The 16978-nt window shown below is 42.6% G+C and carries 10 protein-coding genes and 1 pseudogene; 7 read left to right on the top strand and 4 right to left on the bottom strand.

Going from position 1 to position 16978, the window contains the following annotated elements:
* Positions 1 to 39: 39 nt before the first annotated feature.
* The 3 genes from FKG96_RS21805 to FKG96_RS21795 form a co-directional block, all read right to left on the bottom strand.
* Positions 40 to 966 carry an AraC family transcriptional regulator gene (locus tag FKG96_RS21805; protein WP_149106060.1) on the bottom strand — a complete coding sequence of 309 codons (927 nt, stop codon included), beginning with the start codon at positions 964 to 966 and terminating at the stop codon, positions 40 to 42.
* A 72-nt stretch (positions 967 to 1038) separates the two neighbouring features.
* A complete protein-coding gene (locus FKG96_RS21800; protein WP_149106059.1) occupies positions 1039 to 1914 on the bottom strand; it encodes an SDR family oxidoreductase in 876 nt (291 codons plus the stop codon).
* 408 nt (positions 1915 to 2322) lie between these two features.
* Positions 2323 to 3555 (bottom strand): thioredoxin family protein, encoded by a 1233-nt coding sequence (locus tag FKG96_RS21795; RefSeq protein ID WP_149106058.1) that lies wholly within the window; start codon positions 3553 to 3555, stop codon positions 2323 to 2325.
* Positions 3556 to 3963: 408 nt separating this feature from the next.
* Here FKG96_RS21795 and FKG96_RS21790 point away from each other — a divergent pair, with 408 nt between their 5' ends.
* The 3 genes and pseudogenes from FKG96_RS21790 to FKG96_RS21780 all read left to right on the top strand — a co-directional run bounded on the left by FKG96_RS21790 (position 3964) and on the right by FKG96_RS21780 (position 5937).
* Complete coding sequence (locus FKG96_RS21790; protein ID WP_149106057.1) at positions 3964 to 4167, top strand: DUF2281 domain-containing protein; 204 nt, start codon at positions 3964 to 3966, stop codon at positions 4165 to 4167.
* Between the two features lie 24 nt (positions 4168 to 4191).
* Positions 4192 to 4554: pseudogene (locus tag FKG96_RS21785) on the top strand (type II toxin-antitoxin system VapC family toxin); the annotation flags it as partial.
* Positions 4555 to 5028: 474 nt separating this feature from the next.
* The gene (locus FKG96_RS21780) at positions 5029 to 5937 is read left to right on the top strand and encodes a carbohydrate kinase (RefSeq protein ID WP_013668000.1); all 909 of its coding nucleotides are present in this window, start codon (positions 5029 to 5031) and stop codon (positions 5935 to 5937) included.
* Between the two features lie 12 nt (positions 5938 to 5949).
* Here FKG96_RS21780 and FKG96_RS21775 read toward each other — a convergent pair whose 3' ends face one another.
* Complete coding sequence (locus FKG96_RS21775; RefSeq protein ID WP_149106055.1) at positions 5950 to 8718, bottom strand: substrate-binding domain-containing protein; 2769 nt, start codon at positions 8716 to 8718, stop codon at positions 5950 to 5952.
* 317 nt (positions 8719 to 9035) lie between these two features.
* Here FKG96_RS21775 and FKG96_RS21770 point away from each other — a divergent pair, with 317 nt between their 5' ends.
* The 4 genes from FKG96_RS21770 (at position 9036) to FKG96_RS21755 (ending at position 16967) form a co-directional block, all read left to right on the top strand.
* Entirely contained in the window at positions 9036 to 10373 is a 1338-nt protein-coding gene (locus tag FKG96_RS21770) for a sugar porter family MFS transporter (protein ID WP_149106054.1), read from the top strand.
* 53 nt (positions 10374 to 10426) lie between these two features.
* Positions 10427 to 13549 (top strand): TonB-dependent receptor, encoded by a 3123-nt coding sequence (locus FKG96_RS21765; protein ID WP_149106053.1) that lies wholly within the window; start codon positions 10427 to 10429, stop codon positions 13547 to 13549.
* Positions 13550 to 13588: 39 nt separating this feature from the next.
* On the top strand, positions 13589 to 15310 hold the full coding sequence (locus FKG96_RS21760) for a RagB/SusD family nutrient uptake outer membrane protein (RefSeq protein WP_149106052.1): 1722 nt from the start codon (positions 13589 to 13591) through the stop codon (positions 15308 to 15310).
* An 85-nt stretch (positions 15311 to 15395) separates the two neighbouring features.
* Positions 15396 to 16967 carry a glycoside hydrolase family 172 protein gene (locus FKG96_RS21755; RefSeq protein WP_130856711.1) on the top strand — a complete coding sequence of 524 codons (1572 nt, stop codon included), beginning with the start codon at positions 15396 to 15398 and terminating at the stop codon, positions 16965 to 16967.
* Positions 16968 to 16978: the final 11 nt, after the last annotated feature.

Below are 16978 nucleotides of genomic sequence, written 5' to 3'. Positions count from 1 at the left end.
GCTAAAGCTGAAAACCGACGGCTGAAAGCTGACGGCAGTTCAATTAAACGATTGCCTAAACTCGATTGGTGATAGATCGGTCTTGGATTTGAACAGTTTACTGAACGATTGTGAATGTTCGAAACCCAAGGCGTAAGCTATTTCGGAAACTGATAAATTGGTGGTCGAAAGTTTTTCTTTGGCCTTGTCGATCAGTTTGTTGTGAATATGCTGTTGGGTGCTTTGCCCGGTGAGCACTTTGAGTAAGGTACTTAAATATTTTTGCGAGATGTGCAGCTGATCGGCAACGTACTGAACGGAGGGTAGACCTCTTGAAATCAAATCTTCTTGATCGAAATAATGATTTAAAAGCTCTTCCAGACGATGCAACACCTGATGGTTGGATTTTTCTCTGGTGAGGAACTGACGATGATAAAACCGTTCGGAATAACTCAATAAAGTTTCAATTTGCGAAATAATGATCTGTTTGCTGAACTTGTCGATATTGGCATGGTATTCCTGACGGATATTCTCGATGATGGCATTCAACGTTGCCTCTTCTTTTTCTGATAGGAATAGCGCCTCGTTTATCGCATAATCAAAATATTCATACTGTTTAATGGCTTTTGCTAAGGGTGTATTCCAGAAAAAATCGGGGTGAACTAGCAACATCCAACCGGAGCGAATTTGGTTTTGCGTAGCATGGGGTTCGTGTTCGATTTTAAAAACTTGATTTGGTGCAATAAATCCCAAAACGCCTTCATCAAAATCGTATGCCTGCTGTCCGTATTTCATTTTGAAATCGATGCCTCTTTTTAGCGATACTTGATAAAAATCAAATATCCAACTTTTGCCACGGATATCGGCTGAACGTGGAATGGTACCAAAATCAATGACGCTGATGAGCGGATGTTCGGGTTGTGCTAAACCGCGTGATTTATGAAATTCGCTGATGGTTTTTAACCGGATGGGTGACTGGTTTTCCATGATCGAGCTTAATTTTTGGGTGTAAAAGTTTGTCATTGCGGCGAACCGACAATGACAAACTGATGTTTAAATTTAGAAATAATTTTCCTGCATATCTTCTAATAAACCAATATGCGTGGGTTTCCAGTCCAGCTGTTCTTGTGTTTTGCTTCCGATAGCGGCGCCTTCAAAGGTAATGAAACGACTCATCCAGTCAAAATGTGTTACAATGGCTTCTCCTGAAACGGATTGAACAGGTAACTGCAATTGTTTGCCGATTAACGTGGCAATTGTTTTTATTTCAATGGATTGATCGCCCACAACATTATACACGGCTCCTTTCGCTGCTTTCTCTACAGCCAAGCGGTAAGCTTTGGCCGCATCTAAACGATGTACCGCCGACCAATGGTTTTTCCCTTCCTCCGGATAGGCCGAAACACCATTTTTGCGTGCCTGTGCGATAATAAACGGCATAAAGCCTTTATCGCCTTTGTCATGAACGGATGGTGGTAAACGAACTACCGACGCATGAACGCCTGCTTCTGACAGTGCCAAGGTCGTGGCTTCTGAAGGTCGTGGTGAATTTCCAACCGGACTTTCTTCTGTAATAAAGCCATTGATAGGGGTTAATCCTAACATACCGGAGGTTACCACCAGAGGTTTGTTGGTGCCTGCCAAGACATTTCCCATAGTCTGGATAGCGGTTTTATCCACTTCACCTGCTTTTTTATATTGCGTAAAATCATGGATAAAAGCGGTGTGAATAATGCCGTCGGCCTGTGAGGCGCCTTGTTTTAAAATTTCTAAATCTTCAAGTGTTCCTAATAAAACCGATGCGCCTGCATCACGGATAATTTTCGCGGATGCTTCTGAACGTGCCAAGCCGATGACCTGATGTCCTGCTCGGATCAATTCCTTCACTACTGCCGAGCCGATGAAGCCTGATGCTCCTGTTACAAATATGTTCATCTTTTAACTATTTTGTTTGATACAAAGTTCCTGTATGGACGAAATGATACTGTAGCCGAACGTCAGATTGCTGTAGCCGAAAGGGTAGTTGTGAGAGTAGTTAAGTGGTTGAGTAGGTTTTTTTAAGTGATGAGTTATGAGTGTTGAATGATGAATAGTAGCCGTGGAAGTGGCACTTGTTTGTCGTTGGGTAGGCTAACGAAAGCCTAAAGCTGAAGTCAATAATTAGCCAATTTGATGTTGGGTGATGAGTTTTTTTATAAGCGATGAATGATGCCTGCCTGCCGGTAGGCAGGAATTTTTTGTTGCCGCCCCTTATAGCCGAAAGCTGACTGCTGATAGCTGAAAGCCGAATGCTGATTGCTAATTCCTAAAACCTATAGCACATTACTGCTAGCCAAGTAGATTTCAGTTTATTTTCTGTTTGATACGATCGATCAACTGATTGAATTGGGGGTTGTTAGGACGTAATTGACTCAGCCGTTCTGCCCAGCGTAGGGCGTCTTTCAATGCCGGGTCGCCATTGTTTAATACCATGTCAAAGGTATTGCTGGCCTCATAGAGATAAACACAGATCTCGCCGGTGTAGATTTTTTGTGCCAAGACTTTGTCTTCGGCTGTAATTTCAGTGCTATCCCTTTCTCCGCTATAATAGGGTTGCATAAGCGCAGTATAACGCCGTTTGTCTTCTGCTTGTATGCTGTCTGTTGTTATATCCATGCTGTTGGCCACGAAAGCATAACCCGCTTTTTTAGCTATTTCGGTGTCTTTTGCGCGTTGTGCGTAGCGTAACTGCAACAGATAGAGGTGTCCTTGCTGCTTGCTACTTAGCTGCTGTTTGAGCACGTCCACCTGATTAAAAAAACTGGGTATCTCTTGTAAGCGGTTTTCTTTCAGCGCGGCGCTAGCTGCATCTGTTAATAAGTTAAAGAGCACGGGTGCCAGTTTTTGCCGCCTTGTTTGGTCTACCGTAGGATAGGTTTTTAGTAATAGGTCAAAAGCAGCCCCTTTGGCATGGTTGAGATTATCACGGATGAAATCAATGTTAGCCGGGTTTTCACGCTCGGTGCTGCTTTGGGCCTTGATATAGGCATCAAATGCTAAGCTGTTATCAAGGCCTAAATCTTTCTTCTGGATGATATAGGTTTTTAGAAAATGCGGATCCCGATTGCCCCCTTCAAATTGCTTATCCATTTTAGCTAATACCTGCTCGCGATTTTTTGCTACTGCGTCATGCGCATAAGCCATAAAGGTGTCCGGCTCTTGGTAATCCACCACTCGTGCCAATAACACACCTTCGGGTGTCAGGTAAAGATAGGTTGGATAAGCGTGTACTTCGTATTGCTTGACGAGCTTTATACCTTCGCCCCGCTCTGCATTCAGTTTGTAATTGATGAATGCCTTGTTATATACGGCGCCTACGGCTGCAAGGGGTAGCACCTCTTGGTCCATTCGTTTACAGGGAGGGCACCAATCGGTATAAACATCCACAAAAATAGGCTTGTTCTGTTCCCTCGCAAGCTGCAACAGGGCCTTCCACGATCCTTCAAAGAATTGTACACCGTCTTCTGCGCTAGCGAGTAAGGGAGAAAGGATTAAACCTATATAGAGGAGCGTATTTGCCAGGATGCTTTTCATCATTCAATAATTAGCAGGTTTAAAATAAATATCGCTTATGAAGTGCAATGATACGAATATAAGGAATTTTGGGGATTAGTTGAGTAGTTAAGTGGTTGAGTAGTTAAGTGGTTAAGTGGTTGAGTAGTTAAGTGGTTGAGTGGTTAAGTAGTTGAGTTGTAGAATAGTTGAGTAGTTAAGTTGTTTAGTAGTTAAGTTGTAGAATAGTGGCAGTGGCAGTTGCCAAGGCGGTAGCGCGAGCTCAAACCTTATACCCTAAAGCTTATACCTTTACTGGGAGTATGAGCCGATTAGCCCCTTATAGCCGAAAGCTGATGGCTGAAAGCTGGTTGCTGAAACGGGTGATAAGTTTAGCGTTGTAGGTTGTATGGAAGATCGATTTTGTGTATCTTTAACATAAATTTCAATGGAATGGAACAGCTTCAATTGATAGAAAAAGTGAAAAAGATACCACCTGCTTATCAGCAGGAAGTAGAGGATTTTATTGATTTTATCTTAGAAAAAAAAGTTGCTAAAGAGAAAAAAGTTAAACGCAAGTTAGGTTTGTTGAAGGGCAAACTGAGCATGGATAGTGATTTTGATGCACCTTTAGATGATTTCAAGGATTACATGTAATGGGACAGTTTTCTTCTTGATACACATGTACTTCTTTGGATGCAAGATGATAATGATCAGCTTCCTGATCATATTAAAGAAGCTTTAAGTGACGCTTCGAACGATCTTTATATTAGTATAGTATCGATTTGGGAAGTGGTGATTAAAAAGTCTTTAGGTAAACTTCGTCTTGGCTATAGCATTGATGAATTAATACAGTCATGTGTTTTTAGTAATATTATAATCCTTCCACTTCAACCGGCATTTTTGTTAACATTGGAAAAACTTCCTTTTCATCATCGAGATCCGTTTGATAAGATTATCGCTGCCACAGCGATAGAGTTAAACTGTCAGCTTATTTCCAAAGACGCAAATATGAAGAAATATGATCTAGACGTTCTTTGGTAATTGTCGCTGAACATAAAGTTTATAGCAGTTATTAGTTATGCTCTGCCATCCGATAGCTGGAAGCTAATTCCTAAAACCTTAAAGTCTACAGCTTATACCTTTACTGGGAGTATGAGCCGATTATTTCTTTTAATCGGCTCAAAAAAATGACATATTTGAGCCGATTATATACACGAATCGGCTCAAATATGTACAACTGGCAATATAAAGATTGGCCTAATTTCATTACCTTAAAGCTTAAAACTTATAGCTTACACCTTATTGATCGCTGACTGCCGAAAGCTGCCATCCGATAGCTGAAAGCTAATGCTGACGGCTGCTCCTAAGCCCCATGGTACGGAATTAAAGAAAAATGGCACGATATAAGAAGGGTTTTAGTAATAATGTCTTTAACTTAGTCTTACAAAGAACAAACCGAGTTTAACGATCTCGCCTATACATTTGAGATTTAACACTCATAGATAATTTAATTGGATGAAAAAAGTAGTTTGTTTTGGAGAAGTGCTTTGGGACGTGCTTCCTGAAGGGAAAAAACCGGGCGGTGCCCCCATGAATGTAGCTTATCATCTAAACCGGCTAGGGATAGCGAGTTATATGGTAAGTCGGGTCGGCGATGATCCGTTGGGAGAGGAACTGACTATGTTCTTGAAAAAAATGGGTTTGTCTACTGAATACATTCAACTGGATAAAGATCAAAAAACCAGTGAAGTGATTGCTACGGAAGGAGCTAATCACGAAATGAGCTATGAGATCGTACAGCCGGTGGCTTGGGATTTTATTCGTTTCGACCGTCAAACAGCTAATTTGGTTGAAAACGCTGATTTAATGGTGTTTGGTAGTTTGGCCGCCCGCAGTGAGCTTAGCCGCGCTACACTGTATGATCTGATTGCGCACGCTAAATTGAGACTTTTTGATGTTAATTTTCGTGCACCGCATTATGAACAAGCTACTATTGAATACCTACTGGACAAGGCTGACATCGTAAAACTGAACAACCATGAACTGCGCATTATTGCCTCGTGGTTTGGTGATGAAGGCGGTCAGGAACACGAGCACGTAAATCGTTTGCAGGACAAATATAAGATAGGAGAGATCATTGTAACCAAAGGTGGAGAGGGTGCTTCTTACTATACACCTATGGAGCGATATGATTTCAAAGCATATCCGGTTATTGTGAAAGATACGGTTGGTAGCGGCGACTCTTTTTTGGCTGCTTTTGTAGCGCAAAAGTTATTAGGGAAATCGACGGAAGATATATTGGATTATGCGGCTGCATTGGGGGCTTATGTTACCTCGCAGGCAGGAGCCAACCCGGATTACAAAAGCTCCGATTTAGTACGTTTTATGTGGCAGAAGCAGTTAGAGCAACTCAAATGGCAATGAGATCAAAAAATGTTATTTGATTTTACTTTTATACTGACTGGGCGAGTATCCAAATTTGGCTTTGAAAGTGGTTGAAAAATAGCTGGGGCTGGAAAAACCCACGGCGTAGGTGATTTCTGCAACATTTAAAGATTCATGTTTAAGCAGGTAAGAGGCCTTTTTTAATCTGCGCTCCAGAATATATTCATTAACGGTCATGCCGGTCAACGATTTAACTTTTCGATACAGATGCATGCGGGAAATTCCGATCAGCCGACAAATATCGTCCACACAGAATCGATCGTTACTGAGGTTTTCTTCCACCACGCCGGAAAAGTCGTTTAACAATTTTTTGTCCAACGAGCTTAATTTGGCACTTTCTGTCGGGAGCTCAATATTGCTGGTAAAATGACTTTTTAATACTTTTCTGTTCTTGATTAACGCTCTAATACTCGCCGAAAGATTGCTGATCAGGAACGGTTTCGTGATGTACATGTCTACCATGGCATCCATGCCTGAAACAAGCTGCTCCGAACTTGCTTGGGCGGTAAGAAGGATGATCGGAATATGAGAGGTCTTAAGATCGTTCTTTAAGGTCCTGCATACCTCTTTACCGGATATTTCGGGTATAACATTATCGGTAATAATGAGGTCGGGTACCTTTTCTCTGGCAAGTTGAATGGCTTCGGGGCCGTTGGTGGTGTAGAATACATCGTATTCATCGCTCAGCTCTGCCACTAAATAGTTTAAAAGATCGGGGTTGTCTTCCACAATGAGTAAAGAGTGATCCTTTAAGCCACAGGATTCCGTTTGTTTGATGTCTAGCATTTCGATGTCTGAAACGATGGTATACATGGCAGATTTTTCGTCCTTCTTAAGTACCGGGTCATGAAGAACACCTTTTTCGCGTTCGCTTAAATGCTCGTTTCCCAGTGGAAGCGTAACTGTGAAAGTAGAACCCTGTTCTTTGACTGATGCTACCTGAATGTCTCCTTTGTGTTTGTGGATAATCTCTTTTGCTAAAGATAAACCGATACCGAAGCCATTGGATGGAGAATTGTCTGCCTGATAGTAGGGGTCAAAAATCAAGGCGAGATCTTTTTCATGCATCCCAATACCTGAATCTTTGATCTGAATGCTTACTTCACTTCCGCAGCGGGCTATGTAAACTTTGATGAAACCTCCGGCGTTTACAAACTTGAAGGCATTTGACAAGAGATTCAACAGGGCTTTATCAAGCATATTGACATCAAACCATACCGGTATTTCTTTTTCTGCAGGAACAAAGGACAGTTGCACTTGTCTTTTTAAAGCGTATACTTTAAAAGGTTCGATGAGATCACGGACAAAGGAGACCAAATTGTTTGGTGAGGCCTGTATTAAGTAGCCTTCTATTTCTATCTTTCTGAAATCTAACAACTGATTGACGATATTCAGCAGTTGTACCGAATTACGTTGCACCGCTTTTAACTTATCAGCAGCCAATGGCAAGAGGCGGGGATCTTTTACCATATCCTCGATGGGCGATAAGATCAGTGTTAAGGGCGTTCGCAGCTCATGGGTAATGTTGGTAAAAAAGTTTAAGCGTGCTTCTGTGCCGGCAGCGGCTTGTTTTGACATTTCAATTAACTGCTTCCGTTGGGTGTCGATTTCTATATTCTTCTTAGCTAGATTTTTATTGATTTTTCTGTTATCTCTTAGTAGAATGACTACAATGCTTCCAAAAATGAGCGACAATACGAGCAACACAATAATGGTATTGAGTACAACCTGCTGGCTTTTATAAACTAATTTCTGTTCGTCCAGTAGTTTACGTTGATTGTAAATGTCGTCTTTCTGGCTACTGATCATGGCAGCCTGCATCTTCATGACACGCACATTACTTGAGTCAATTACAATGGAACTCAATTTGTTCTCTTTTCTGAAGGGGAGGCCTTTCAAAATGTCCAGAGCTGTCCGAATGGCCTCTTTGCCGAGTGTAGGATACACCAGGGAGGCGGTAATTTTTCCGTCGTATACCATATCCAACCCTCCTCCTTCACCAAAACAGGCGTCCACGCCGACAATGGGAATATGTTTTTCAGGATAATATTTGTTAAGAATTTTTCGTGCTCCCAGCGCCATGTTATCATTATGGGCAAAAATGGCATCTATGTCCTTCAACTGCCAGTGTATCTTGCTCAAGATATTTTTGGTGGTGTCTTCCATCCAATCGCCAGATACCGTTTTGGCAATCTTTAAAGCTTTTAACTGATTAAGTGCGGCGAAGAAGCCGGTACTTCTGTCTATCGCCGGAGAGGAACCGGATAAGCCCGTGATTTCTACAACTTTCCCTTTGTTGCCAATAAGCTGCGATAGATACTGGCCCGCCATTTCGCCGATTTCCACATTATCAGCACCGATGAATGCCGTATAGCCATTTCCCTTCACTTCCCGATCTATTACAATGACAGGAATGCCACGATCCATCACTTTTTTTACGGTGGCAGTTAGGGGTTCGGCTTCGTTTGGTGAAATTATTAAAAGATCAATTCCTTTTTCAATAAGCGTATCTACCTGGGCGCGTTGCATGGTACTGTTGCCACTGGCCTCTAAATAATGAAAATCAACTTCCGGATGAAGGCTTAGCTCAGTCAACATTTCCGCAAGCATGTTTTTTCTCCATAGATCGTTACCCGTGCATTGGGAGAATCCGATGGTAAACTTATTATGCTTTTTGTTAGTGCTGCAGGAAATTATCAACCCGAAACCCAAAAGTAAAAACACCACCACATAGGATCGATTGAAAAAAATGGTATTCATGATTTATAATTCAGTTTTAAGACACCAATTATTGACGCTAGGTTTTGGCAAATATAAGAGATTGGATCTTTTGGGGAGAGAAAAAAGCATTTTCGCCATTTAGGTGGTTAAACACCGATGGTATAATACTTGAAAAAGATGGTACGCTGACAAAAACGTACAGTGAATAATTCATCTTTGTTTTTGTAATTATTTGATAGTCAGATGGATAATTTTTGTTATAAAAATGAAATGATTTGATCATTTGCAGCAGCTCCTTCTCTTTTTACCGGTCTACCTTGCACAGCAAATTCAACAAATCAAGATAGATCTATATTATGAAAAATCACATGGTGAAACTATGGTCGGTAGTGGTGGCTTTGGGCGGCTTTCTTTTTGGCTTCGACACTGCAGTTATTTCCGGGGCCGAAAAAGCCATTGAGCAATATTGGCAGCTCACGATTTTTGAACATGGCTTTACCATTTCGGTGGCGCTCATCGGAACCGTTATTGGATCGTTACTCGGATCCTATCCGACGGATAAATTGGGACGTAAAAAAACACTATACCTGGTGGCATTGGCCTATCTTTTTGCTTCCCTTGGAACGGCATTTACCACCAGCTGGCATCTTTTTGTACTCTTCCGTTTTATTGGTGGCTTGGGCGTAGGTGCTTCTTCGGTTACGGCACCTATTTATATATCAGAAATCGCACCATCGGATAGGCGCGGTGCATTGGTAGGGCTGTTTCAATTTAATGTTGTATTGGGAATTTTGATCTCCTACTTGTCTAACTATTTAATCAATCAGTTAGAGGGAGAGTCATGGCGCTTAATGCTGGGCATCCAGGCCGTGCCGTCTCTCCTTTTCCTAATAGCGATTTATTTTATTCGAGAAAGTCCAAGATGGTTGCTGACGAATGGATTGCGGAGAGAAGAAGCTATAGAAACATTAAGTATTATCAACCCACTAGGTTATCAACAAGAGCTCATTGCAATTGAAAACACAGCAAAACTAAAAGCCGTTAACAAACAGCCAGCCCTCTTTGTAAAAGCGTATCGCAGGCCATTGGTATTGGCCGGGCTGTTTGCGCTCTTTAATCAATTTTCAGGCATTAATGCCATTATTTACTATGCACCACGCATTTTTGAAATGGCCGGGTTGGGTGTTCATTCTTCATTGCTTTCAACAATCGGCATTGGTATGACCAATTTTGTGTTTACGCTATTGGCTGTCCAATTAATTGATAAGGTAGGTAGACGAATGTTGATGAAAATTGGCTCCATTGGCATTATTATTTCCCTTCTACTGGTTGTTTTTTCTTTTAATAATCCGGCATCATCAGGTATGTATATTTCGCTGTACTTTATGCTTTTTATCGCCTGTTTTGCCTTCTCTCAAGGGGCCGTTATTTGGGTCTTTATTGCAGAAATTTTTCCCAATCAGGTGCGGGCAAAGGGGCAAACCTTTGGAAGTTCTATCCACTGGATTTTGGCGGCGTTGGTGACTTTTTCCTTTCCTATACTGGCAGAGGCGCTTGGAGGCATGACGACCTTTCTATTCTTTGCGATAATGATGGTGTTGCAACTGGTGTTTGTGATTTGGTGGATGCCCGAAACGAAAGGCATCAGCTTAGAAGCTATCGAGGCACAATTGGCCAATGAGCCACTGACATAACTTGTCTATTAACCATAAAATAAACCGAAACTAATCTAATTAATTAACCAAATATGAAAAAGCAAGTATTGATTGCATACTGTATAAGTATGTTTTTTCTCCTTCGTGCGGCGGCGCAGGAAGTTGTAATCTCCGGAATAGTACGAGATACAAGCTCGGTTCCGCTGGAAGGAGTTACGGTGTCTATTGTTGGAAAAACCGGTTCTGTTATTACTGACAATAAGGGGATGTATCGCATTGCGGCTGCTGTTGGGCAAAGCATCTCCTTCAGTATGTTGGGAAGTGAATCGGTCCGGGTGACGATTAGAAACGGCGACCCGATCAATGTGGTCATGAAAACCAGCTTGAATGCCCTTGAGGATGTTATTGTAACGGGCTATACCTCAGAGCGCAAAAAGGACTTAACGGGTGCTGTTTCTGTTGTTAAAATGGCAGATATTGAAAATGTGCCGCTGGGCAACCCGGTAAAAGCTATACAAGGGCGGGTTCCGGGAGTAGAGGTTGGCGCGAGCGGTGCACCGAATGGGGGTGTTACGGTGCGCATGCGAGGCCAAACCACACTGAATATTAGCAATGACCCCCTGTATATTATAGATGGCGTGCCAACGCAAAGGGGATTACAGGAGATTAATCAGAACGACATCGAATCGATGCAGGTATTACGCGATGCATCGGCTGCTTCGATTTATGGATCGAGAGCGGCAGCGGGAGTGATTATTGTGACCACCAAGCGAGGTAAATCAGGCCTTCGGCGGATTGATGTAGATGCTTCACATTCCCTGCAGTTTTATAATAGTAAAATTAATACCTTGAATACCGATCAGCGCGCACGGGCTTATTGGCAGGCTGCTGTAAATGACGGACGTTTCGGCCCGTCTCGTAATAATCCGCAGGATCCTTCTACCTTAAGTTTGATTTACGATTTTGATTGGAATAAGGATTTTTCGAATCCGCAATTGAATGCGGTAATCCTGGGGCAATACGTGGATCCTGAGCAGTCGATGTACACATCGGACACCCGGTGGTTTGACGAAGTTTCGCGGGTTTCGCAGATTAAACAATATAATGTTGCTCTTTCCAATGGCGGACAGCATGGAACGTCCTTCTTCTCGTTAGGTTATTATGACAATGAGGGTATCATCAAACGTACGCGAAGCCAGCGATTAACCTTACGTATGAACGTAGACCATGCGCTGTTTAACGGTAAACTGAAGATAGGGGAGAATCTAAACCTTTCGTATTTTAAGGACGCACAAATACCAACGGGCGACGTCACTTCGCTGGCCTTGATATTGAATCCCATTTTACCGGTTCATACGGTTAATGGTGGTTGGGGTGGCCCCGTGGCCGGGATGGACGATCGGCAAAATCCGGTCAGATTGATCGAAGATAATAGACAGAATAACAACCACTTTGCCCGCATTTTGAGCAGTACATTTGCGGATCTTTCCGTTTTACCGGGCTTGAATTTTAGAACGGCGTTTAATGTGGATTATGCAGGTACTTTTTATCGTCATTTGCAGTTGCCATACCGGTCAGGCTTTTTAAACAGTGATGTTACGCAGGTTAATACCAATTTCGACTACAGTGGATCATTAACCTGGCAAAATATATTGACCTATGACTTGAATTCGAATGACCACCGTGTTAATTTCCTTTTGGGATCTGAAACGGTTAATAATAGGTACCAGGGATTTAATGCCAGTGCACAAGGGCTAGCTATTGCCGATCTGAACTATGCTTACTTGACGCAAGGTACGCGAAATATACTTGCCCGCGGCGATGGCAATTCGGACGCGCTACAGTCATTTTTCTTTAAAGCAAACTATAATTATCATGATCGATACTTAGCTTCTGTGACCATTCGGAGAGATGGTTCGAGTAAGTTCGGTTCGAACAATCGCTACGCGAATTTCCCCGCCGCCTCTCTGGGATGGCGCATCAGTGAAGAGGCCTTTTTTAAAGACAATGTAAATTTCATTTCGGATTTTAAACTCCGGTATAGCTGGGGGCAAACGGGTAATCAAAGCATTCCTGCATATGCTACCTATTCACTCTATCGTGCCATTTATGGAACGGACCTGACCTGGGAACCAAGCGAAGGCAGCGCTTATGACATAGGTGGACAGGGCACCGGTACGCTTCCTACCGGATATACCGCCATCCAAACCGGAAACCCGGATCTTAAATGGGAAACCACCACGCAATCTAATTTTGGAGCGGATTTTGGATTGTTCTCCAATCGGCTTATCGGTTCAGTTGAATATTATATAAAGAATACAGACGATATTTTGATCAGCCCGCCTTACTTGGGCGTAGTGGGTGAAGGGGGAAATACATGGATTAACGGTGCTTCGCTGCAAAACAAGGGCTTGGAGGCGGCGATCAGTTATAGCCAAGATTTGACCGAGGATATTCAATTGGATATTGCGGCTAATATTACCAGAAACCGTTTAAAGATAACAGCGCTTCCTAACAATGCAATTATCGGTTACCCAGGTAATGGTACAACCTACACGATTATCGGACACTCGCCAAATACGCACTTCGGTTGGGTGGCTGATGGCTTGTTCACGACGCAAGAGGAAGTTGATAACAGCCCGGAACAGCCGGGAAAGGCACTTGGTCGCATCCGTTACCTTGACCTTGATCAGAATGGACGGATTGATAATAACGACCAGCAGTACTTAGGTACCTCGGATCCTGATTTTACTTACGGCTTGAATTTAACCCTAAGCTATAAGCGATTCAATATTGCCGTTTTCTTTCAGGGCGTACAGGGAGGAGTCGTAAATAATAGCTATAAAAATCTGACAGATTTTACTTCGCTGGCACCGGGATCAAATTGGGGCAGCCGCGTAATGGATGCTTGGACCCCTGAGAACGCCGGGGCAAGTGTTCCTGCCTTAACTTTGGTCAATACGAATAATGAGAACAGATTTTCAACCTATTTTTTAGAGCCTAGAAGTTATTTCAAATTACGGAACATTGAAATCGGATATGATCTGAAGGATGCTTTTGAAAGGTTTAATGTAACGCGGGCACGTGTATACATGCAGGCATCTAACTTGCTACGTTGGAAGAACCGGGCCTATACAGCTCCAGATCCTGAAAATCCGGGGAACGCCTATCCGATACCGGTAATTGCAACAGTGGGTTTTAATCTATCCTTCTAATATATTTTCCATCATCATCTGATTTAAAAATACTAGCAAATGAAAAATTTACCTGTCATAATATTGGTTGTGTATGCCATCTTGTTTTTTGGCTGCTCGAAAAATTTGGAAAAACTGCCGCAAGGCGTCGTGTTTAATGAAAATCTGAAAACACCCGAAAATGTGGAGGCGATGGTAATCAGTGCTTACTCAGCCTTGGGTAATGATCATTGGAGTACACCTTATACAACGATGTGGGCCTACGGAAGTGTGCGGGGCGGAGACGCTTACAAGGGCGGGGGCGGAACGGGCGACCAGAACGACGTGCACGCTTACGAATTGTTTTCAATCAATCGGGTAGACCTCGGAGAAAGTGATGGTACTTGGTTCCGTTTGTATGTGGGCGTAGCGAGATGTAATGCAGCCTTAGCGCTGCTGAATGAAATAGGTGATGACATATTCCCACAGAAGTTAATGCGCATTGCTGAAGTACGTTTCCTTCGGGCACACTTTTATTTTCTATTAAAAATTCTTTTTAAACGAGTACCTTACATCGACGAAAGTGTTGAAAAATCAGCCTATCAAACTATCGGGAATGATCTGTACAGTAACGATGAACTATGGACAAAAATAGCAGAAGATTTTCGCTTTGCTACACAGCATTTACCGCTGGCGCAGGCAGAGTCATCGCGTATTACAAAGGGGGCTGCCCAATCTTACCTAGCAAAAACATTGCTTTACCAAAGTTATGTGCAGGATGATCAGCATAATGTGTTATCAAAAGACCAAGCGAAATTGAATGAAGTAGTAGCGTATTGCGACAGTGTGATCAGTTCGGGAAGATATCGCCTTTCTGAAGATTTTGCGGAAAATTTTCTTTCCGAATATGAAAATGGTCCAGAGACGGTATTTGCCATCGTTTTCTCAAAAAGCGACGGCACACCACAAGGACGGATTAATGCCGGTGTGGGAACCAATTATCCTATGAACCAGGAATATGGTTGCTGTGGATTTCATCAGCCGAGTTCTAATCTGGTGAACGCATTTAAAACGAATGCTGACGGATTGCCGCTGCTGGATGACTATAATGCCCATGATGTTGTTCCTACCGGAGATTTTAAAATGCAAAGCTTCGATACGCGTTTGGATCATACTGTGGCCATTCCCGGACATCCCTATAAATACCAAAAAGATCTGGTGTTTCAGGCTTCATGGAATCGTGACAATGCCACTTATGGCAACTTTATGAGTATGAAAGAAACGGTTGCTTATACCGATCCGACTTTTATGAAATATCCACCTTTTATGTCGAGCGCTAAAGATTGGCCGGTGATTAGGTATGCGGATGTGTTACTCATAAAAGCGGAAGCTTTAATTGAACTGGGACGTGAACAAGAGGCACTGCCACTAATTAATTTGATTAGGCAACGCGCGCAGAAAAGTGCGGCACGATTGACGCAGGCAGATGGTAGGCCTACTTCCAGTTACTTTATCGATACTTATCAGCCAGGAGTGAATTGCGTTTGGACCAATGAATTTGCGCGTAAAGCGCTACGTTTTGAACGCAGATTGGAATTTGCTATGGAAGGTTATCGCTTTTTTGACCTCGTTCGGTGGGGTATTGCGGCCGAGTTTATTAATGATTATTTTTCTGCTGAGCAAAGAAGAACACCCCATTTGGCGGGCGCCGCTTTCAAAAAAAACAGAGATGAGTATTTACCGATCCCACAGAATCAAATTAACTTTAGTCAGGGTTTATACGTGCAGAACTTCGGCTGGTAATTAAATTCCTCTATAAAATACGTCATTCATGGCATATAAAATGAATTTATCTAAGTTTGAAAAAGGGAACCAATAAATAAATCAAATGAAAACTAAAATTCTTTTACTGATTTGTGCAACCATTGGTTTTGCAGTCCGTTACGGCCATTGTCAGGAAGTGGTCAATACGGAGAAGTTATTGCAAGAGATGCGTGAGGTTGAGGAGGTTGCTCGCTATCCTGAACCTGCATATACATTAAAACAAGTAAGCAGTTATGACAGAAGATCCACCGTGCGCAATAGGGCGGGATGGTTTGCAAATAGTGATTTTAATCAGTTTATCCGTCGGGAAGAGCATGAAGGACGAGAAGAGCATGTGATGATGGACGCTGAAGGCCCAGGTGCAATTGTCCGTTTTTGGCTCACCTGTTTGGAAAAACCCGGAACGATGCGTTTTTATTTTGATCATGAAAAGGAAGCTAGGATTACGGTTCCCGGGTTTGATTTATTGAAGGCAGGATTGGGGTTGGGGCCGGCATTGTTGAACCCGCATACGAATTATGATCCGCGGGGAAAGGGAGGGAATACGTTATATTTACCTTTGGTTTATGCGAAGCATTGCAAAATAACATGGGAGTTTGCTGATAGTGCAAGTAAAAAGAAGCCTCATTATTATCAGATCAACTACCGAACATATCCAAAAAATATAAAAGCCGAAACGTTTTCCTTTGAGCAGTTACGACGATTAAAAAAAGAAATTGATAATACAGAAAGTGTCCTTTGGAACCCATCGGCAAATTTTAGCGTAACGGATTCTATCTCAAAAAAATTGAACCCTGCGGAGGAATGTGCGCTGAATTTAAGGGATGCTCATAAGGCTATTCGTCTGCTTAAAATCCAAATGAGTAAGTTAAACCGCGATCAGGAGGCGCTCTGGAGGAACGTGGTATTGAAAATATCCTTTGATGGCAAGGAAACGGTATTGTGCCCCTTGGGTGATTTTATAGGTAGCGGCTATGGGGGGAGCGATATAGCAAGTTGGTATAGAACGCTCGCAAATAAACAAACGCTCGTCTCACGATGGGTGATGCCTTTTCAGAAGTCGGCAGTGATACGCTTAATCAATAACAATAATTTTCCTGTCGAATTAAGTCTTTCAGTTGGAACGGATGATTTTAAATGGGATGAACGAGCAATGTATTTTCATGCCTTCACAAAAATGGAAGAACACGTATGGGACGCTAAGTGGGATTATGATGCGGAGAAGAACCCCAAAGGGGATGCCCGCGCACCGATTGACTGGAATTTCATTGCGATCAAGGGTAAAGGGGTATATGTTGGTAATACCTTAGCGACGCTGAATCATATGAATTCATGGTACGGGGAAGGGGATGCTAAAGCTTATGTCGACGGGGAAGCTTTTCCGTCTGAATTTGGTACAGGATTGGAGGATTATTACAACACCTCATGGGCGCCGGTGGTTATTTACCAAACACCTTTTGCCAATGCAACACGGGCGGATCATACTTCGTCAACAGGACATAATACATTTACCCGGACGCGCATACTGGATGCCATACCTTTTAGTAAGCAATTTTCATTTGATATGGAAATGCTCAGCTGGGATAGTGGTTATGTGGATATTGCGGCAACAACCTATTGGTATGCCAGGCCTTGATGTACGGGCGA

This window comes from Olivibacter sp. LS-1 (genome assembly GCF_008245145.1).
In the GTDB taxonomy this organism is placed as follows: Bacteria; Bacteroidota; Bacteroidia; order Sphingobacteriales; family Sphingobacteriaceae; genus Olivibacter; species Olivibacter oleidegradans.
This window is presented reverse-complemented; position numbering and strand designations above follow the sequence as displayed.

Excerpts from the sequence above, each read along its gene's own strand:
- FKG96_RS21805 (WP_149106060.1), bottom strand. The coding sequence starts at position 966 with ATGGAAAACCAGTCACCCATCCGGTTAAAAACCATCAGCGAATTTCAT.
- FKG96_RS21800 (WP_149106059.1), bottom strand. The coding sequence starts at position 1,914 with ATGAACATATTTGTAACAGGAGCATCAGGCTTCATCGGCTCGGCAGTA.
- FKG96_RS21795 (WP_149106058.1), bottom strand. The coding sequence starts at position 3,555 with ATGATGAAAAGCATCCTGGCAAATACGCTCCTCTATATAGGTTTAATC.
- FKG96_RS21790 (WP_149106057.1), top strand. The coding sequence starts at position 3,964 with ATGGAACAGCTTCAATTGATAGAAAAAGTGAAAAAGATACCACCTGCT.
- FKG96_RS21780 (WP_013668000.1), top strand. The coding sequence starts at position 5,029 with ATGAAAAAAGTAGTTTGTTTTGGAGAAGTGCTTTGGGACGTGCTTCCT.
- FKG96_RS21775 (WP_149106055.1), bottom strand. The coding sequence starts at position 8,718 with ATGAATACCATTTTTTTCAATCGATCCTATGTGGTGGTGTTTTTACTT.
- FKG96_RS21770 (WP_149106054.1), top strand. The coding sequence starts at position 9,036 with ATGAAAAATCACATGGTGAAACTATGGTCGGTAGTGGTGGCTTTGGGC.
- FKG96_RS21765 (WP_149106053.1), top strand. The coding sequence starts at position 10,427 with ATGAAAAAGCAAGTATTGATTGCATACTGTATAAGTATGTTTTTTCTC.
- FKG96_RS21760 (WP_149106052.1), top strand. The coding sequence starts at position 13,589 with ATGAAAAATTTACCTGTCATAATATTGGTTGTGTATGCCATCTTGTTT.
- FKG96_RS21755 (WP_130856711.1), top strand. The coding sequence starts at position 15,396 with ATGAAAACTAAAATTCTTTTACTGATTTGTGCAACCATTGGTTTTGCA.